Genomic DNA, 20,577 nt, shown 5'->3' on the forward strand with positions numbered 1-20,577 from the left:
CGGTCGCTGCTCTTCAACGTGTTTTTCGTATAGGCTAACTGCGTAATCGAACGTAGCGAAAGCCCTTTGGCCAACTGTGTCCCGATGTTGGCCGATAGGTTGCTCCGATCCCAGGCACCGTTGTTGATGATGTTACTCTCCTGATGGCTGTTGGAAACCGACAGACTAAAATCGGCTTTCTGGCTCCCTCCCGAAATAGCGATGCTGTTGTTGATCGTATTAGCGGGTTTGAAGAAGTACGAGAAATGATCGTGGTATTGCAGATTCGCGTTATAAGGCTTACTGTTCGTAGCCGTCGGATCGGTTGAGTTATACTGTACGTTTTCAGTATAAATACCATTCGTCGCATCGAACGCAATGGGCTTACCCGACGATCCGATGATGTTATTGCTGGCATCCGTAACGAAAGCATGATATTGTGCTTTGCTTAAGCCGCCAACGTTCAGGTACGTATTCTGGGCAATGCTGGACGAAATATCAATGTTAAGCTGACCGTTTTTGCCTTTTTTAGTAAATAACTGAATAACGCCGTTAGCCCCTTGCGCTCCGTAAATCGTGGCCGCAGCTGCGCCCTGAACAACTTCGACCCGCTCGATGGAGTTTAAGTCGATGGTTTGCAGACTGGTAGCGCCCATCTGAATCCCATCAATCAGAATCATGGGTTGCGTACCCCGGTTGATGGTGTTGATACCACGTAGCAGAATATTCACATCGGCACCAGGTGTACCGCTCCGGCTGGTAATCTGTGCACCCGGAATTTTCCCGATAAGGGCCTGATCAACGGAGGCCGATGGCGTTTGTGGAAGTTCTTTCGCACTCACCGACTCAACCGAAATGGCAATTTTTCGTTTGTCGGTAGCTACCCCTACCCCGGTTACCACAATTTCGGAAAGCTGCTTGGTGTCGGTCGTCAACTTAACATCGATTACTGAACTGGCCCCGATTTCAATTTCCTTGGTGGCCATACCAATGAAGGAATATACTAGTGTCGCTTTCGCAGGAGCAGCTATAGAATACTTGCCTTCACCATCTGTAACCGATCCTGTCGTCGTTCCTTTCACAACAACCGATACCCCCGCCAACGACGTACCGTCTTCATTTGAAGTTACCTTACCCGTAATTTTTCGTTCCTGTGCCCAGGTAAAGGCACAGGCTGAGCATACCAGCAGGAAGCTCAATAGTAAATTTTTCGCCATACAACTGCTCAAATCATATTAGGTTATACTACTTACATCATAACATTCGGTAAAAATATGTTAACCCAGATTTAATTCAATGTTTAGTCCAAAGAAAAATCGAATATTGAAGGTAAAATTAACTTAATACCAAATAAAATATAATTTCACTATATAGATTATTTCCATACTTATCTATCTATATTAGTTTATATTTAAAATAAGATACGCATAAATACAGTTTATGTAGAATATAGAAGATAGAGGCTTCTGTCTGAATTCCAGTATATAATGTATATAAATAATTCAATTTCTATAGTATACACGTAGTTCTTTTCCACCACGTGTTGACACGTATAAATACCTAATACTTCGTTGATCAGAAACGGATAAATGGACACAGGTGCAGCAGCTAACGCAGGTCAGGCGTAGACAGATGTGATAAATCCTATTGTAATCTTATAGCCCTAAACCAAGATCATCGGTTTTTTCGGTGAGATAGCGCCAGTAGCGCCTGGGCACGTGCTGAAGATGCAGTTTTTTATTTTTGCGCTCGGCAATGTTAGTACTCCGAAAATAATCGTTCCATAACGTAGCGTATAACTGTTCGTGGCCATCCAGTCCTGCTTCCAGTACGTCATGTTCAGTTAGCGCCCTGGGCTTACTCGCCAGAACGACCTCGCAAACGGTACTACCATTGTAATAAATGCCATACTTACGTCGCTCGTCGTAAATAAGCCAAGGTTGGTCGGCGTACCGATCTTTAAAATGCGGACAGATTAGCGGCAATACGTTAAAATCAGGAGCGACCACGGCCATAAACAATCCATTCCGGTGTTTTTTGAAGCGCACAAACGCTTCCATCCGATGTTTCTCCCGGTGTACTTTCTGAGCAGCCTGCGCTATAGCCAGTACGTCGGCGTTTCCATAATTTTCGGCGAAACCAGCGGGGTTGCAGAATACGTATTGTGCGTACGTAAACAGAGACTTAAACACGGCTGGCTGCTCGGACAGAAACGCCTTATAAAACTGTTGCTGGCCTTCAGTTCCTACTTTTTTTTGCAGGCCAAGCCACACGCGGTTGGCTTTTTCACGTTCGGTATGAATACGTACCGACGTGTCAAAAAAGCTCGCTTCGAAGCGGCTTTCTTCCGTCAGCTTTACCTCATATTCTTTTCGCGCAAAGGATTCAAAAATAGCTGTCAGTAGGCCCCAAAAACTTCCATCGAAAATGTAGATGACCATCAGAATAAACTCAGTTGCTGGAATTGATTTTTGAGATATTTACTCTGGCTACTACGTAAAATTATTCGCTTAACAGTGTAAGGGTCTTTCTCGTTGAGTCGAAACGGCGTATCAGCGCATCGAATAAAATACTGGGCCTTGCTGTAAGAAATGCCAATTTTTTTCAATTGATCGATACGTAGCTTACCAAACCGCCGGGCTGCCACAATTTTCTGAGCCGACCTGACTCCAATGCCCGGCACTCGTAAAATCATTCGGTAGTCTGCGGTGTTGATATCAACTGGAAACAGTTGAAAATTACGTAGTGCCCAGCTCAATTTTGGGTCGACATCGAGATCAAGGTTCTGATACGTTTCATTCAGAATTTCCTCTACGTCAAAGCCGTATACACGTAGTAGCCAGTCTGTCTGATACAAACGATTTTCCCGAATCAGTGGTGGCGGGGTGCCAATCATGGGCATTCGGTTATCGGAACTGATTGGAATATAGCCACTATAGTACACGCGCTTCAGCGAAAACGCTTTGTAATACTCATTGGCGGTCTGCATTACGTCCCGGTCGGTTTCGGCGGTGGCACCAATGACCATCTGTGTACTTTGGCCAGCGGGTACGAAGGAAGGGGTACTTTTGATCAGCTTTCGTTCATCGGCGTATTGAATGGCCTTTGCCCGAACTACTCCTAACTCACGCTTTACTTCCGTATGCGATTTATCGGGAGCCAGTAGCTTAAGTCCGGCTTCGGTCGGCATTTCCAGGTTGATGCTCATCCGATCGGCGTATAAACCAGCTTCGGTCACCAATTCCCCGCTGGCACCCGGAATGGTTTTTAGATGAATGTAGCCGTGAAAATTTTCCTCCAGCCGTAGCTTCTTTACGATACGTAGCATGCGCTCCATGGTATAGTCGGCATCTTTGAAAATTCCCGAACTGAGAAACAACCCTTCGATGTAGTTCCGACGGTAAAAATTCATGGTCAGCGCTACGACCTCCTCGACTGTAAACGCGGCCCGTTTGACGTCATTACTCGATCGCGACACGCAGAAGGCACAATCGTAGATGCAGTAATTGGTGAGTAAAATCTTCAGCAACGACACACAGCGACCATCTTCTGTATAGGTATGACAAATTCCGGAACTGGCATTTCCGATTCCTTTTCCGTCATTTTTGCGGTTGCTGCCACTCGACGTACACGATACGTCATACTTGGCGGCATCAGCCAGAATCTTTAATTTCTCCCGGATTCTATCTTCCATATTACTTATGTTTCCTGCCTCTGCTTTGCGCATTGGGCGGCTATGTTCTAATCTGATCCTGCTGCCAAATATAAGGTGGCTTCGCTTTTTATTATACAACTAAAATAGTATATATTTTTCTTATAATATAGCGAAAAAATTATTCTACCCGAATTGGCGAATTCTAACATCTCTGCTTATCATTATGTGCATTGCATACTTTTTCGATAGACAATGATTCACTATACGCATACAAGCCGGATTCTGGTAGCACTCGACTGTATTATCTTCGGTTTTGATGGAGAGGAACTCAGCTTACTGCTCATCAAACGCAACTTTGAGCCCGAGCAGGGCAAATGGTCATTGATGGGTGGATTTCTTAACGAAAATGAAGATTTAGAGGAAGCTGCTCATCGCATTCTGTTTAATCTGACAGGCATCGACAATAACTACCTCGAACAATTGCAAACCTTTGGAGCCGTGAACCGAGACCCGGTTGAACGGACAATTTCAGTTGTTTATTACGCGCTGATCAATACGCAACAGCAGGACTTAAACGCGGCCAAAACACACAATGCCTCGTGGATTAGCCTGCGCAACAAACCAGATCTGATCTTCGACCACGACCAGATGGTTAAGCAGGCGTTGCAGCAGCTACGTTACAAAGCGGCCTTACACGCCATTGGTTTTGAACTGATGCCTGAGAAATTTACCATCCCACAATTACAAAAAGTCTACGAAGCGATCTACAGCAAACCCCTTGATCGTCGGAATTTTAGCCGAAAGATACTCTCCACCGATCTGTTGATTGACACGGGCGAGAAAGACACACATTCCGTTACCAAGAAGGGGAAACTGTACCGGCTTAACACCGAGAAATACCACCAATACCTTACCGACTACGTTAGTTTCTTCCCTGAACTAACTCTGTCATAGTTTCTTTACTTTGCAAAAAAATTATTGCAACTTCTTATGAAAAAAACACCATTATGCTGTAATATTGTGTCAGATAAACACTATTCTTAAAAAGGCGATTTTTCTCCATTCTTTAACCGGGCAAAAGCCAAGACTTTCGATCTGACAAGGACATCATCAAATGAATAATCAATACGTTATAGGCATCGACTTTGGCACGGATTCGGTGAGGGCTCTAGTCGTCAACGCGCACACGGGAGAGGCTATCGGAACACACGTTCACGAGTACAGCCGCTGGAAAAAAGGATTGTACTGCAATCCAGCAACCTCGCAGTTCCGACAGCATCCGCTCGACTATCTGGAAGGTCTGGAAGCGACTATCAAAGGGGCTTTAGCAGGTGCCTCTGATGACGTTCGCCAGCAGGTTGTTGGCATCTCGATTGATACGACTGGCTCGACACCCTGTGCTGTTGACAAAACCGGGCTGCCGCTGGCACTACGTTCTGATTTTGCCGAGAATCCGAACGGTATGTTTATTCTCTGGAAAGACCATACGGCCAATGACGAAGCCGAAGAAATAAATAACCTGGCCCATCATTGGGACACAGATTACACGAAATACGTTGGGGGCATTTACTCGTCGGAATGGTTCTGGGCTAAGATTCTACGCACGCTACGTGTCGATGAAGCGGTTCGGGAACATGCCTTTTCCTGGATCGAACACTGTGACTGGGTTTCGGCCGTTCTGACGGGAAACACAAATCCACTTTCGCTACGTCGGTCGCGTTGTGCAGCTGGCCATAAAGCGCTTTGGCATAGCGAATTCGACGGATTACCTTCTGAGGAATTTCTTACCAAACTCGATCCATTGCTGAGTGGACTCCGTAGCCAGTTATTCTCTGATACGTACACCGCCGACCAGTCGATGGGTAATTTATCGGCAGAATGGGCGGAGAAGCTGGGGCTGTCGACCAACGTAGTGATTGGTGTGGGGGCTTTCGATGCGCATATGGGCGCCATTGGTGCCGAAATTGAGCCTTACGCCTTTGTCCGCATTATCGGTACGTCGACCTGCGATATTCTGATGGCGCCGAATGAGGAAATTGGTCATCAACTGATTCGGGGCATCTGTGGCCAGGTCGATGGTTCGGTCGCGCCGGGTATGTTGGGTTTAGAAGCCGGGCAATCGGCGTTCGGTGACGTTTATGCCTGGTTTGCCCGGCTGATCACCAGTCCCGTTCGCGATTTACTGGGCGACGAAGCAGCTGATACGCTAAGCCGTCAACTGATCCCACACCTGTCTACCCAAGCCGCTACGTTGCCCGTTACGGAAAACGACGTCATTGCGCTCGACTGGATTAATGGCCGACGCACCCCCGACGCCAATCACACGCTCAAAGCCGCCATTGCTGGTTTGAGTCTGGGAACCGACGCTCCAAAAATCTTCAAGGCACTGGTCGAAGCAACGGCTTTCGGTTCACGTAGCATTGTCGACCGATTTATTCAGGAAGGGGTTCCGATCAAAAAAGTAATTGCGATTGGCGGAGTTGCGAAGAAATCCCCCTTCGTGATGCAAACCCTGGCCGACGTACTGAACAAACCCATTCAGGTAGCCAGCGCCGATCAGGCCTGTGCGCTGGGCGCAGCTATGTGTGCGGCTGTTGCGGCTGGCGTTCACCCTACGATGGAAGCCGCACAGCAGGCTATGGGTTCTGGCTTCGACGCTGAATATCAACCTCGTTCGGAACAGGCCGCTACATATGAAATCCTTTACCGGAAATACCTGAATCTGGGAAGATTTATTGAAAATAAACCGGAGCTTACTTCCTCCTTCACGGTGATGTCAGCTTCTCAAAACTGACATCACAAATAGAAAACGTCAATATCAAATAATGCTTGATCTAAAACAATTTGAAGTCTGGTTCGTCACAGGTAGCCAGCATTTGTACGGCGAAGAAACGCTTAAACAAGTTGATGCTCATTCGCTCATCATTGCTGAATTTCTGAATAAGGCGCAGCCAATGCCCGTGCGGGTTGTATTCAAACCGGTAGTAAAAACGCCTGACGAAATCTACGCCATCTGCCAGGAAGCGAACGTAGCACCCAATTGCGTAGGAATCATTACGTGGATGCATACGTTCTCGCCCGCTAAAATGTGGATTCGGGGATTGAGTGTATTGAAAAAGCCGATGCTTCATTTGCATACGCAATTCAACCGCGACATTCCCTGGGGAGACATCGACATGGATTACATGAACCTCAACCAGTCAGCTCACGGCGACCGGGAGTTTGGGTTCATCATGTCCAGAATGCGGCTGAACCGTAAGGTAGTTGTTGGTTTCTGGCAGCAGCCAGACGTAGTGGCTAAAATTGCTTCCTGGACGCGGGTGGCTGTAGCGGCTTATGAATTAAAAACGATGAAATTGGTTCGGTTTGGCGATAACATGCGTCAGGTAGCCGTAACGGATGGCGATAAAGTGGCGGCCGAAATGACCTTCGGTATGTCGGTCAATACGCACGGCATCGGCGATCTGGTGGCGGTTATCAATCAGATTAGCGACGCCGAAGTTGATCAGTTGGTGGCTGACTATGCGGATAGCTATACGCTGATGGAATCGTTACGTAAAGGCGGTGCTCAACACAACTCGTTACGTGATGCGGCCAAAATTGAACTCGGAATGCGGGCATTCCTGAAAGACGGTAATTTCTCAGCTTACACCGATACGTTCGAAGACCTGCACGGGATGGCTCAACTGCCGGGCATCGCGTCGCAGCGCCTGATGGCTGACGGCTATGGTTTCGGTGGAGAGGGCGACTGGAAAACATCGGCTATGGTTCGTACACTGAAAGTGATGGCAGCTGGTTTGCCCGGCGGCAATTCCTTCATGGAAGATTATACGTACCATTTCGACCCGGCTAATCCGCTGGTATTGGGCTCGCACATGCTCGAAATTTGCCCAAGTATTGCGGCCGATAAACCAAGTTGTGAGATTCATCCGCTGGGTATTGGCGGCAAAGCCGATCCGGTTCGGCTGGTATTCAACGCACCGGCTGGTCCGGCGATTAACGTATCGCTTATCGACATGGGCAATCGCTTCCGGCTGCTGGTCAACGAAGTCGAAGCGATTGCAGGCACTGAAGCATTGCCCAAACTGCCCGTAGCCCGCGCTCTTTGGAAACCGCTACCCGATATGCAGACTGGCTGTGCGGCCTGGATTCTGGCCGGAGGAGCGCACCATACGGTCTACAGCCAGAATTTAACAACCGATCACATCGAAGATTTCGCCGATATTTTCGGGGTAGAACTGGTCGTCATTGATCGGGATACTAAGCTGCGTCAATTGAAAAATGAACTGCGCTGGAGTGAAGCCGCGTATCGGCAATTTTAAAGAGCGAATGAGCGAAAGAGCGAATGGCTGACGCATGATTTTATTCACTCATTCATTCCTTCGCTCATTCACTCTTTCGCTCATTCATTCTTTCGCTCTTTCACCCTTTAGAAACATGAAAAAACAATTCCTAACCCTCTTCTTCATTGGTAGCAGCCTGATTGTTTCGGCGCAAAACAAAGTGACGATCAACGCCAGCGAAGGCAAGCATACGATCAGTCGTCACATTTACGGCCATTTTGCCGAACACCTGGGCCGGTGCGTTTATGACGGTTTCTACGTGGGTGAGAACAACACAAAAATTCCGAATAAAAATGGTGTTCGGCTGGACGTAGTGGCGGCACTGAAGAAGCTAAAAATACCGAATTTACGCTGGCCTGGCGGCTGCTTCGCCGATACGTATCACTGGAAAGACGGCATTGGCCCAAAAGCCAAACGTCCGAAAATTGTGAATACGTGGTGGGGTGGGGTTACGGAAGATAATAGCTTCGGCACGCACGATTTTCTGAACATGTGTGAGCTACTAGGCACGGAGCCGTATCTGGCCGGAAACGTCGGAAGCGGTACGGTGCAGGATCTGAGCGATTGGGTGCAGTACGTTAACTTCCCAAGCAACAGCCCTATGTCGAATCTGCGGCAGCAAAACGGACGTAGCACGCCTTGGAATGTTCGCTACTGGGGTGTTGGCAACGAAGCCTGGGGCTGTGGTGGGAATATGAAAGCCGATTACTACGCCAACATCTACCGCCAATACAGCACGTTCATGAATTCGCAGGTGGGCAAGGAAAAGATTTTTCGGATCGCGTCGGGCGCCAGCGACAACGATTATAACTGGACCGAAACCCTCATGAAAAACATTCCAGCGTCGCTGATGGATGGCGTGGCGTTACACCATTACTCGGTGCTTTCGTGGGGCGAAGGCAAAAAAGGGTCAGCCACGCAGTTTACCGATCAGGAGTATTTCAAGACGATGCAGCAGGCACTTCTGATGGATGAATTGATTGAAAAACACATCGCTATCATGGACAAATACGATGCCGAGAAAAAAATCGCGCTGATTGTTGATGAATGGGGCGGCTGGTATAACGTAGAACCGGGCACAAATCCGGGGTTTCTGTATCAGCAAAACACCATGCGCGATGCGGTGCTGGCTGGCGCTACGCTCAACATTTTCCACAAGCACTGCGAACGCGTTCGCATGGCCAATCTGGCACAGGCGATCAACGTATTACAATCAGTTATTCTGACCAAAGGCGACAAAATCCTGCTGACGCCAACGTATCACGTACTGGAAATGTACAATGTTCATCAGGATGCAACGATGCTGCCTGTTGACGTAAAAACCGAAGATTTTACGTTCGAGAAAGAAAACCTGCCCGCTGTATCGGTTTCGGCCTCCCGCGACAAAGCCGGGAAAGTTCATATTTCACTCGTGAACATCGACCCGAAAAAAGCGCAGGATATTTCTGTTGATCTGAAAGGCTTGAAAGCCGCAGGCATAACGGGGCGCATTCTGACATCGGCCGATGTGCACGATCACAATACGTTCGAGAATCTGAATAAAATTAAGCCAGCCGCTTTTAACGGTGCCAAACTTTCCGGCGATACGGGAACGCCCGACCGCCTGACCGTTACGTTGCCGCCGGTTTCGGTGGTGGTATTAGAAATGTAATGATTGAGCGATTGAATAAGCTGACGTATACTTTCTTATTACAGCAGTGAATTTCATTCAATAATTCAATCAGTCAACAACTCAATCATTAATCATGTACACGACTTTAAAAGAAGAGTGTTTTGAAGCAAACATGCAGTTGCCGAAGTTGGGGCTGGTGTTGTTTACGTTCGGCAATGTGAGCGCCGTCGATCGCGAACAGGGCGTTTTTGCGATCAAACCCAGTGGCGTACCCTATGAAGCACTACGTCCGCAGGATATCGTCATCTGCGATTACGACGCCCGAATTATTGAAGGAACGATGCGGCCGTCGTCGGATACGAAAACTCACGCACTGCTTTACAAAACCTGGCACGACATTGGTGGAATTGTCCATACGCATAGTACGTATGCGGTTTCGTGGGCGCAGGCGGGGCTGGACATTCCTATTTTCGGAACTACCCACGCCGACCACACACACCAGGACATTCCCTGTGCTCCGGCACTAACCGACGAGATGATTCAGGGCGACTATGAGTATGAAACGGGCAACCAGATTTTCGGCATCTTCGAAAGCAAAGGTCTGTCGCACAAGGAAATGGAAATGGTGCTGCTCCAGAACCACGGGCCATTTACCTGGGGGAAAACAGCCGAGAAAGCAGTTTATAATTCGGCGGTGCTGGAAGAAGTAGCGCGCATGGCGTACCTAACGCTCCAGATCAATCCCAATACGCCCCGCATTAAAGACACGCTGCGTATGAAGCATTATGAGCGCAAACACGGCGCCAATGCGTATTACGGGCAGGGCTGCTAAGGGATAAAAAGTCGCCGGCCTTACTTTATAGTATGAATAAGCCCGACTGTTCTTTACAAGGAAATTTACATTCTCCCAAATTCCATAGTTCATGAAAGGACTAACCCCATTTTTATCATTAGCTCTACTAACAGGCCTGTTAACTATGAATGCCTGCTCGTCCAAGAAGGAAACGACCGAACAAAAAGCAAGTATCGAAAAAACGGCCTATGGTCAGTTGGCCGGTGGGCAAACCGCCGATCTCTACACGCTACGTAACGAATCGGGCATGACAGCCCAGATCACCAACTATGGTGGAATTATTGTTGGACTGACGGCTCCCGATAAAGACGGCAAATTCGAGGACGTTACGTTAGGTCAGGATTCGTTGTCTGCCTACGTAAAAAACAATCCGTATTTTGGAGCCTTGATCGGTCGATATGGTAACCGGATTGCGAAAGGGAAATTTACGCTGGACGGAAAAACGTACAACCTTGTGACGAACAACATGGGCAATCACCTGCACGGCGGCACAGTCGGTTTCGACAAAGTACTCTGGACAGCCACACCCATCGAAGGCGACGAACCTGCCCTAAAATTGACCTACACATCGAAAGATGGCGAAGAAGGCTACCCCGGAAATCTGAACGTAACCGTTACCTACACGCTGCAGAAAGATAATGCCCTGAAGATTGATTATGAGGCCACTACAGACAAGCCAACGGTGGTTAACCTGACGAATCATACGTATTTCAACTTGACGGGTGGTGCCAAGCGTGATGTTCTTGACCACGTAGTAACGCTCAACGCTGACCGATTTATTCCTGTCGATAAAACCCTGATTCCGACGGGTAAACTTCAGCCAGTAGCCAATACGCCCTTCGATTTTACACAGCCAACCGTTATTGGAAAACGGATCAACGACTCGACCGATACGCAGATCAAATACGGTGGCGGCTACGATCATGGCTGGGTGTTGAATGGTTCGGGCGACTCACTTAAACTGGCCGCTACGGTCTACGAACCGACCAGTGGACGCGTCATGGAAGTTCGTACCACAGAACCAGCCATCCAGTTTTATACAGGTAATTTCCTGGACGGAAGCGTAACAGGTCGTGAGGGATTTCCTTACAAAAAACGCTACGCTCTCTGCCTGGAAACAGAACATTACCCTGATTCACCGAACCAATCGTCGTTTCCAACCACTACGTTACGTCCGGGCGAAACCTATAAAACAACCACGATTTACCAATTTTCGACCCGCAAAGAATAAGTTCTTTTTCCGGTAAAAAATAAGGGAGATGTGTACACATCTCCCTTATTTTTTACCGGATTGGCAAGGAATACATAACCTGATTATGGCTCTTTCTTCGTTGTCAGCACGATTCGCCCGTCTGGATATTGCAGATCGACATTATCTTCGGCGGTTATAAACACATCCGTAGGCTCAGACGTAGTGGTGGCTCGTAAACTGCCCTGCAACGCTTTACCTGATGGCGAAATCTTTCCTAACTTCTGCACCGGATCGTTTTTGGACTCTGTCCAGACCAGATACGTACTTTTTGCCGGGTTAAGCTTTTGCGGATCGGCCAGATTTTGCACAGATACGTTGATCACGTAGTTTTTGTTCTTATCCTTCTTTACCGTTACGTTTCCTGTTGCGGATGGCACAATCGTGGAATTTGTAAAGGTCATTTTTGGCGTACACGCACTCAGTGCTGCGTTAATAAGGAGTGTAATGGCTATAGAATAAATCGCTTTCATCACTTAAAATAGGTCTTTATTAATGAAACAGATGAAGTTCTACAGATGTTTTCTCTTCAATGTAGCCAATTTTACCACCTTGCGGTTTTCAACAGAGTTTTACCCGTCAGATATCCTCATTTTCAGTTGCCCCTTTGCCTTCAATTACAGCACTGATGTAACCTCTGCAATGTGACACGCTTCTCTACTTTCTTACAGCAACGTAGCTTTGAAGCCGATCAGGAATACAGTGCTACGTTCATTTCTCAGCGGCATAATAGTGTTCCCAGAACGCTAGTTGAGGTTTGGTTGGCAAAGCTTGACTTCGGATGGTTTTGTCTATTACGATTACGTTCTCAGCAGTGGGTTTATAAGCTGGCCAGTTCGGCAAATTTTTGCCATTTGGATTACCAGTTTTAGCAAAATTTACCCAGTACGCCGACATGGCCGTAGCAATTTGTCGATCGACTGGCTCCCAGGGGCGGCTTAGCGTATGTAGGTTGTCGTAAGCATACACAATCTCACCGGAGTGAAAGGCCCCAAATTGTGTTTCGGGCGTACTGGCCGGTACTTTTCGGTTAAAATTGTAGACGTACACAGGCGTTTTTCCGGTTTTAGCCTGCATTTTCGCCCACTTATAATCCTGAATGCCAAAGGCTTCGTCGCGTCCGCTGGCTATCTGCGACTGAGCCGCTTCGGCATCCGTCCGGGCAGGGTACACGTTCAGATAGGCATCGGCTTTATCGCCAAAGCGCTTTTTTACCTGTTCCCGAAAAATCTCAGCTTTAACGGGTGGCCCCGAAACCCGATCGTCTTCGTTCCAGCCCACAATAACAGGAACATCGTTCTGGCGACCTTTGTCGTAAATCGCGTAGATCGATTCAGGCACTACGTATCCATCTACGATTGGGCTGCTTAGTCCGCCCGTTGCTTTGAGTAACTCATCAGCAGATTTTGCCCGCAACTCGCCAAGCGACATAGCATTTAACGATTTGGCGAACGTAATGCCCTGCTGCTCGGCGTCTTTTAGCGTCAGTTTAGGACGTATCGGACTTGTCACAAAGCTGCCACCACTTTCAGCAATAGCACGATGAAACAACCCTTTTGCCAAAGGCGAGGCCGTCAGAAAATTAACCGCAAAAGCACCCGCCGATTGTCCGGCAAGCGTTACGTTAGCAGGGTCGCCACCCATTGCGGCAATGTTTTTCTGCACCCAACGTAGCGCGGCTATAATGTCGAGGAGAGCATAATTACCAGATGCCTGATAACTCGATTCCTGCGTCAGTTCGGGATGGGCCAGAAACCCGAAAACACCGAGCCGGTAATTGATTGTTACGAATACAACGCCTTTTTTGGCCATTGACTCACCGTCGTAGATGGGGCAGGCTCCTCCCCCGCTCCGAAATCCTCCACCCGGTACGTATACAATGACTGGCTGCTTCGCGGTGGCTGATTTAGCGCTTGTCCAGACGTTCAGGTACAAACAATCTTCACTGATGGGTGATTCAGGAATCAGGAATTCAGACGACCAGTACATAAAGGGTACGGGCTTCCCCTGCATGGGACTTGGTCCAAACGTACGGCAGTTCCGAACACCGAACCAATTTGCTACGGCCTGTGGCGCTTTCCAACGTAAGTTCCCGACGGGCGGAGCCGCAAATGGCACTCCGCGAAAAATACGAACGTCGCCCGCTTTGCTCATTGTTCCTTCGATGGCTCCGTTTTCAGTTTTTACAGTCGTTGATTGACCAAAGGCCGTGAATGAAATAAGGCTGAGGAAGAAGATTAGTTTATGCATATCGCTTATGTGAATAATTTGAATTCAGCCACGCGTAGCACCACCGGGCCAATCAAGCCCGAATCAAGCAATGGTGAATCTTTACTGTAGTGTTTCCAGATTGTAAACGGAACAAGGCTGTTACGTTGCCGTTCATCCAGTGCCACCAGACCTGCGCCCGCGACGACATTGGCGGATTGACAAATGCATCGACAACAGATTCAGCGGCTTCCGATGGTTTCTGTTTATTAACAACCTGAAGGATTCCCGATGGTGTAATAAGTGCAAGTGAACCAGTCGTGGAGCTATTTTTGAGAAAGGTTCTTCGTTTCATCAATTAGATGTAATCTGAAATAACCCCATGTCTAAAGGCATGCTACACGATGAACGAAGCAAGCTTTAGACATGGGGTATTTTTGGAGATTGTAGCTAAGGAGTTACAACACCATTTCCTTTCAGGATTTTACTGAAAAACAGGACGTGGTAAGGCAGTGAATTTTCCCAATACTCCCAAGTATGAGCGCCAGGGTATTCGCTGTAATTATGGGGCGTTTTATTATAAACCAACCTCCGGTGTAACTCGCGATTGGGTTCAATCAGAAAATCGTCAACACCACAATCGATAATTAAAGGTAATCCATTGGCTTTCAACTTATCGGCCATGTTCACAACCGAATTAGCCGCATATTGATCGGGTTTTGAATCTACCGGACCCAGAATTCGTTCGAATCGGGGGGCCACCCGACTCTCAAAATCAGGTGCTATTTTCCAGTTGGATCGATTTAGATCAAGCGCTCCGCTCATACTTCCAGCCGCGCAATAAAGGTCGGGATGACGCGCTGACAGGAATAAGGCACCATGTCCACCCATGCTCAGTCCGGTGATGACCCGACCCTTCCGGTCCCGAATGGTGCGGTACGTATTATCAATTTTCTCAATAACTTCTTTGGTTATGTACGTTTCGAACTGGCTGTCTTTCTGAAACTGGCTGTCGATATAACCGCTGAGATCTTCGCCCTCTGGCGTCACGATAACCAGATTATACTGATCAGCCAGGTTTTGCAGTAACATTTTATCAGGGGTCTTGGAAATCCAGTCGCTGAACCTGCCACCACCGCCATGCAACAGATACAATACCGGGTAGGACGTCTTGCTTTTCGCATACGAGTTCGGCAGGACAACTACTGCACGGAGGTTCTTCTTCATAACTGCCGACGGTACGTCCAGAGAATCGACTTTAGCGCCGAAAGTCAGCGTCCAGCAGCCTAGCAGAACACTGGTTATAAGGAGACGAATGTTCATAGTGTTAATCGGTTTACAGATACGATTTTACCTAAAAATCAGCGATCTGGTGCGGTTACGAAACGATTAGAGCTATCGAAAAAGCAGTGGAGCGTACTCATTCAGATATTGCCGCCAGTTGATCCAGGTGTGGCCACCCTCCGTTTCTTTATACTGGTATTTAATGTTGTGTTTGTCAAGCAGTGACAATGTCTTTTTGTTAGACTCCATCACAAAATCCTCTTTGCCGATACCGACCCAGAACAGCTTTTTGCCCTTATTAAAATTGGGATCGTTCAGGACTTTGGCGTATTTCGTATCGGCTTCGTCGGCAGAAGCGCCAAAGAAACCAGAGCTAAAGACACCTACGTAGTTGAAAAGCTCAGGGCGTGTTAACGTTACGTCCAGCGTCTGAAAACCACCCATCGACAGACCGGCAATTGCTCGATTTTCGGCGTTGGTCAGGATGCGGTAATTTTTCTCTGCGAAAGGCATTACGTCTTTCAGCAGTTCACTGGCAAACAGGTCGCGCATCCGGTTCATCATGTTCATGTCAGGCATACCCGACGTAGCAGGCATGGGCATACTGCCGTTAGGCATCACCACAATCATGGGTTTTGCTTTTCCAGCGGCAATCAAATTGTCCAGGATGAAGCCTGCACGCCCTACGCTGTTCCAGCCCGAATCATCATCGCCCCCACCGTGCAGCAAGTAAAAAACGGGGTATTTTGTATTACCTTTTTCGTAGCCCGGTGGCGTGTAAACGTGCATCCGACGCATCATACCCAGCGTATTGGAAGAGTACCAAACTTCCCGTACTTCGCCATGTGGCACAGCCCGATTATCTTCAAAAGCTGTCTCCGGGCCGGGCACTGCCATTACGTTCTCTAAACTACTGATTCCCTGCTTAATAACTGGGTTCTTCGGGTCCATTGTCCGCACTCCGTCTACGCTCAGGGTGTAGGTGTAATAATCCGGTTTGAGCGGACCCAACGTAACGGACCATACCCCCTGATCGTTTTTCGTCAGTGGCATAGGTTTGCCCGACGCAAAATCGCCACCAACCATTACGTCGGTAGCTTTGGGCGCGTAAATCTGAATCACTACCCGCTTATCGTCCAGCACTTTAGGCGATTTTAACGTATCATTTGGAGTTGGTGTGCGTTGCGGCATCTGGGCCACAGCTACCGAAGCGCACAGGGTCAGGTAAAAACCCAGCCACTTTGTTAACAGAGTGTATTTTTCGCGATTCATAAAACAGAAAGGATTAGAAAATAAAGGAATAAGTCAGGATTATTTGCTCCGCCAGAGGTTCGGTAACAGTTTATAATACAACAGGTGGCGCCAGGTTGCCCAGTCGTGCGCCCCATCGCCACCCACGTAGTACTCGTGTTTGATGTTATGTTTCTGAAGAGCATCGTGTAACGCCAGCACACGTTTGCCAATGGGTGCGTTGGCTTCGTGCGGCCCCTGCCCTACCAGCAAATAATCTACTTTCTGGTTAGTCGTCGGGTCGTTCAGAAAAGCTGCGCTGACTTTTTCAGTTTCCAGATCACCGGCACTTAGTACGCCGAACGAACTGAACAAATCCAGATTCTTGAGGCCAATCAACTGTGTATGTCGTCCGCCCATCGACAAACCGGCCAGCGCACGGCCTTTCCGGTCAGCACGGGTGCTGTACGTTTTTTCAACGAAGGGAATAATCTGCGTTTTCAGCTCTTCTTCAAAAAGTGGAAACGTCTTTTGCGTATGATCCGGAGCGTTACGGTGAATAACCTGATTGTTCGGCATGGCAATAATCATCGGCACCATTTTTCCTTCTGCCAGCAAATTATCGGCGATGAAATTCGTCCGACCATCCAGACTCCAGCCAGAAGCCAGTTCACCACTGCCACCCACCAGATACAAGACGGGATATTTCTTCTTGGGTGAATAGCCGGGGGGCGTGTAAACATATATTTCCCGCTCCCCATTCAATACGTTAGAGTGATAAACATGACGCGCAACAGCTCCGTGCGGTACCGGTCTGGCATCATAATAAGCCGGTCCATCGCCATGAACAACCAGGTTGCTATAGCCTGGCTGATCGTTGAAACCCGTCAGCGTATTGTTCGGGTCGGGCACCGTTACCCCATCAACAATAAACTTATAGACATAAATATCAGGCTTAACTGGGCCGACAGTCAACGTCCAGAGGCTATCGCTTTCTCTTTTGAAAGGAATGGGATCTTTCTGATTAAGCGCCAGCAAAATTGGTCCGCCAGTCAACATTACCTGTTTAGCTTCGGGCGCTTTCATTCGAAACGTAACAGTGCGGTCGTCGCGAACATCGGGCGAGATAACATTAGCCCCGAAAGGCACCAGATTCTGCGTGTTTTTTTGCGGGTTCCAGTCCAGATTCACATGAGCCTGCTGCGCATATATCGACTGAAACCATATAAGTAAAAGCAGGATAATCAGATAAGTTGTTTGGGTGAGGGTCATCATCATTCTCTTTACGTCAAAAATACATAAAGTTCATAACGGACGAACACACGAGGCTATTTTTTGTAAGTTTTTGCGAGATATTATCACGATTTAGTGCCAGAGGCAAATCATCCAAAGTGGCTCGCATAAAAAAACGGCTGAGATTATCTCAGCCGTTCCTTATCAGTTATCTGAATCCAGAATTTTCTTTTTTTCTTTTTCGTATTCTTCCTTGGTTAAAATGCCATCGTCCAGCAGTTTTTTTGCCTCCCTCAAGCGTGTTGCTTTTGAGGGAGATACCACGGCATCGTTCGCCAGAGGTAAGGGTGTCACAAAAGGGGTGCTGCCCAACGGGGCAAGTTCGTACGTATGCTCAGGCGAGTATTTCATTGTCCATAGAAATGGGAACAGGAAGAAAATGCCACCGATAATTGCCCCAACATCAGCCTGTTCATTTCTTGAAAACGACGTACGAAGCGGAGTATAGCCTTCCTTTTCTAATCGTACCTGCGTTGTGCTGCCTATAATTTTTGTATCAGCGTAGCGATAGGGCGTAACACCAACCGGCGATTCATTCAGATAAAGTTTGGCGCCACTCGGATTCGACTGAATGACAGTATAACTCGAACAGCTTTCCAATAAGATGAGACCAGCCAGTGCCAATGGCAGCAGACGAAAGGAATGTTTCTTCATGAGTTGACTGAGCAAATACGATGGTATAGAAAAGCAATTATAAGCTTTTTCATAACTGTGTTACGTTTATCCCTTCATAAACCGAACCAGGCCTACTTCGATTAGCAGGAAAGCCAGTGCTCCCAGTAGAAAATACTTCCACAAACTCTTGCCGAGGTTTTCTTGCTCCAGTACCTGTACAAAATCACCATCCTGAATGCTGTCGAATACCTCTACGTTGGGTTGATTAGCAAATGTCCGGCGTAACTCATCAGCCGAATAAAAATCCATGGTTGATTCCTGATTACCGTGGTTAAACGCCAGCAACTGTTCTGTTTTACCCTGGCTGTTTTGCAGTTCATAATAACCCGATTCTACTTCCTGACCAGTCGCTAACTCGTTGCTTTTAGGCATTTCAATCAGAAGTTGATTGCCAACAATACGTTGTATAGGAATAATTTCCAGCTTGTTGTGTTTCAGCTTATATACGGACCGCTCCGAAGGATTACTAACGGGGATGGTCAGTAGATTATCATCGAACGAGTATGCTGCCCGTTGAGGTCGAACGCTTAGTGCGGCCATTTTATACATAATCGGTACAAAAAGCGCGTGTTCAGCCAGATTACCATAGGTCTCTCCCAACGGATTAGCCAATACGTAAACGCTTCCCTGCGACTGTCGGGCCGTGGCTCCACCAATTACTCGCGTTCGGGTTAATAACGGGCTGCCATCACGCAGGCTTAACAACCGTTCGCCTGCACTCCACCGCCACACCGGAGCAGCCGTTGGCAGATTCAACGGTTCAGACTGATAGCTCTGTTGAAACACATCCTGAAAGAACGGACTCTTTCGATCCGGATCAGCCACAGGCAATGGATTCGGCTCTATACCCGCTGTGGTAGTGACCTGCATGTTGCCAACCCCCAACGTTTGCAAAAATGGAATGTATGATGCGCTGTTCGGATTTGCGGGTGGAATAATCGTCAAGCTTCCCCCTTGCTGTACAAATCGTTCCAGTTCGGTACGTAAGGCGCCACTTATCTGCACTACGCCCTCCAGCACCACCAAATTAGTTTCCTTTAGCTGACCGACATCAAAGTTCTGGGCGTTGAAACTTCGACGCACAAACAAGCTATCGTTCGAAAAAACCGCATCGATATAATCGGCCGAACGATTAGCCGAACTGGCTTTCTGCTCGTAAAGGTGCAAAACACGAACGGCCGGTGAAGCTTCAATAACAAAGAAATATTGATTATCGAACGTAATAGGATAATCTTCAAAGACAATCCGGCCCCGATGATATCCTTTAGACGTTACGTTGAAATTGAGCGAGACCGTTGCCGAGCCACCCGGCTGCAGCGTTGCGGTTGCCGTCGATGTCTGCGCATCGTCCAGATACAACCGTACCGGCAAGTTCTTTACATTCTCCCGACCTGCATTATTCAGCTTGACGTTTAAACTATTATTCTGCATTTCGCGGATGAAAGGTGTACTAAGCCAAACCGAATCAACATATACATTTTTAGTCGGCTGTGCATCCAGCGGTACGATAAACAGACGATCCGTCGTGTCAATTTTCAGACGGGTCAGATCGCCGACAGTACTTTTCTGAAAATCAGAAAACCAGAATAATTGATTACGTCCGCTTGGATTTAGCGAGCTCAGTAAGTTACGTTGCCGTCGATAAACGGTTTCCAGCGTCCGGGGGGTGTGCGCATAACGAATCGAGGTGACACGATCGCGAATTGCTTCAGCTGTACCTGCCTGCTGTTCAGCTGTCGAAAAATCGTTTGTAAGCAGTTGCAGAGACGTAGCGTTTCGAAATAACGTCAGTAGTTCGTCTAGTTTGCTAATAGCAATATCCAGATACCGCTTGGTATTCCGTTCGTTCTGCATACTGAACGAGTTATCGACATACAAACTCGTAACGCCCTGCCGCGATAAACCCAGCTTATTTTTGCTCGGTATAAATGGTTGCGCAAAAGCCAGCACCAAACAGGCTAAAAACAAGCACCGACATGCCAGAATGAGCCAATGCTTCAGCCGCCGGAACGATTTTGTTTCGGTCTGAACGGTACGTAGCAACGCCACATTCGTGAAAAATACCCGCCGTGTGCGCCGGAAATTGAACAAATGGATCGCGATCGGAACCGACACAGCCATCAGGCCAAAAAGAAAGGAAGGATACAGGAAATTCATTCAGGCAAAATGGAGACGAAGCTTGTACATCCCTTAGAT

The 20,577-nt window shown here is 47.9% G+C and carries 17 protein-coding genes; 6 read left to right on the forward strand and 11 right to left on the reverse strand.

Annotation, left to right across the window (positions count from 1 at the left end; genetic code table 11):
- The 3 genes from ACOJS8_RS21610 to ACOJS8_RS21620 all read right to left on the reverse strand — a co-directional run.
- On the reverse strand, nt 1-1,196 hold a 1,196-nt coding region (locus tag ACOJS8_RS21610; protein WP_420150632.1), incomplete at its 3' end, for a TonB-dependent receptor plug domain-containing protein.
- A gap of 438 nt (nt 1,197-1,634) precedes the next feature.
- Entirely contained in the window at nt 1,635-2,420 is a 786-nt protein-coding gene (locus tag ACOJS8_RS21615; protein ID WP_420150633.1) for a TIGR03915 family putative DNA repair protein, read from the reverse strand.
- Complete coding sequence (locus ACOJS8_RS21620) at nt 2,420-3,673, reverse strand: putative DNA modification/repair radical SAM protein (protein ID WP_420150634.1); 1,254 nt, start codon at nt 3,671-3,673, stop codon at nt 2,420-2,422. The genes ACOJS8_RS21615 and ACOJS8_RS21620 overlap by 1 nt, the downstream gene beginning before the upstream one ends.
- Nucleotides 3,674-3,886: 213 nt before the next feature.
- On the opposite strand from ACOJS8_RS21620, the gene ACOJS8_RS21625 reads away from it, so the two are divergent.
- From ACOJS8_RS21625 to ACOJS8_RS21650, 6 genes are all read left to right on the forward strand, one after another.
- Nucleotides 3,887-4,588, forward strand: a complete 702-nt coding sequence (locus ACOJS8_RS21625; protein ID WP_420150635.1) for an NUDIX hydrolase — start codon at nt 3,887-3,889, stop codon at nt 4,586-4,588.
- Nucleotides 4,589-4,748: 160 nt separating this feature from the next.
- Entirely contained in the window at nt 4,749-6,428 is a 1,680-nt protein-coding gene (locus ACOJS8_RS21630; RefSeq protein ID WP_420150636.1) for a ribulokinase, read from the forward strand.
- A 31-nt stretch (nt 6,429-6,459) separates the two neighbouring features.
- Complete coding sequence (gene araA, locus ACOJS8_RS21635) at nt 6,460-7,956, forward strand: L-arabinose isomerase (RefSeq protein ID WP_420150637.1); 1,497 nt, start codon at nt 6,460-6,462, stop codon at nt 7,954-7,956.
- A 115-nt stretch (nt 7,957-8,071) separates the two neighbouring features.
- Nucleotides 8,072-9,628 carry an alpha-N-arabinofuranosidase gene (locus ACOJS8_RS21640; RefSeq protein ID WP_420150638.1) on the forward strand — a complete coding sequence of 519 codons (1,557 nt, stop codon included), beginning with the start codon at nt 8,072-8,074 and terminating at the stop codon, nt 9,626-9,628.
- A gap of 94 nt (nt 9,629-9,722) precedes the next feature.
- Complete coding sequence (locus ACOJS8_RS21645) at nt 9,723-10,421, forward strand: L-ribulose-5-phosphate 4-epimerase (protein WP_420150639.1); 699 nt, start codon at nt 9,723-9,725, stop codon at nt 10,419-10,421.
- Between the two features lie 91 nt (nt 10,422-10,512).
- Nucleotides 10,513-11,673 (forward strand): aldose epimerase family protein, encoded by a 1,161-nt coding sequence (locus ACOJS8_RS21650; protein WP_420150640.1) that lies wholly within the window; start codon nt 10,513-10,515, stop codon nt 11,671-11,673.
- 83 nt (nt 11,674-11,756) lie between these two features.
- Here the strand turns inward: ACOJS8_RS21650 and ACOJS8_RS21655 are convergent, their stop codons facing one another.
- The 8 genes from ACOJS8_RS21655 to ACOJS8_RS21690 form a co-directional block, all read right to left on the reverse strand.
- Nucleotides 11,757-12,164, reverse strand: a complete 408-nt coding sequence (locus ACOJS8_RS21655; RefSeq protein WP_420150641.1) for a hypothetical protein — start codon at nt 12,162-12,164, stop codon at nt 11,757-11,759.
- Between the two features lie 238 nt (nt 12,165-12,402).
- Nucleotides 12,403-13,941: a carboxylesterase/lipase family protein gene (locus ACOJS8_RS21660; RefSeq protein WP_420150642.1), complete on the reverse strand. Its 1,539-nt coding sequence runs from the start codon at nt 13,939-13,941 to the stop codon at nt 12,403-12,405.
- Nucleotides 13,942-13,993: 52 nt separating this feature from the next.
- Nucleotides 13,994-14,254, reverse strand: coding sequence for a hypothetical protein (locus ACOJS8_RS21665; protein ID WP_420150643.1), 261 nt, complete (start codon nt 14,252-14,254; stop codon nt 13,994-13,996).
- 95 nt (nt 14,255-14,349) lie between these two features.
- A complete protein-coding gene (locus tag ACOJS8_RS21670; protein ID WP_420150644.1) occupies nt 14,350-15,222 on the reverse strand; it encodes an alpha/beta hydrolase in 873 nt (290 codons plus the stop codon).
- 72 nt (nt 15,223-15,294) lie between these two features.
- Complete coding sequence (locus tag ACOJS8_RS21675) at nt 15,295-16,455, reverse strand: esterase (RefSeq protein WP_420150645.1); 1,161 nt, start codon at nt 16,453-16,455, stop codon at nt 15,295-15,297.
- Between the two features lie 39 nt (nt 16,456-16,494).
- Nucleotides 16,495-17,691, reverse strand: a complete 1,197-nt coding sequence (locus tag ACOJS8_RS21680) for an alpha/beta hydrolase-fold protein (protein ID WP_420150646.1) — start codon at nt 17,689-17,691, stop codon at nt 16,495-16,497.
- A gap of 159 nt (nt 17,692-17,850) precedes the next feature.
- On the reverse strand, nt 17,851-18,360 hold the full coding sequence (locus tag ACOJS8_RS21685; RefSeq protein ID WP_420150647.1) for a PEGA domain-containing protein: 510 nt from the start codon (nt 18,358-18,360) through the stop codon (nt 17,851-17,853).
- A gap of 66 nt (nt 18,361-18,426) precedes the next feature.
- Nucleotides 18,427-20,538 (reverse strand): BatA domain-containing protein, encoded by a 2,112-nt coding sequence (locus tag ACOJS8_RS21690; protein ID WP_420150648.1) that lies wholly within the window; start codon nt 20,536-20,538, stop codon nt 18,427-18,429.
- Nucleotides 20,539-20,577: the final 39 nt, after the last annotated feature.

Source organism: Spirosoma sp. (assembly GCF_048594605.1).
GTDB lineage: Bacteria > Bacteroidota > Bacteroidia > Cytophagales > Spirosomataceae > Spirosoma.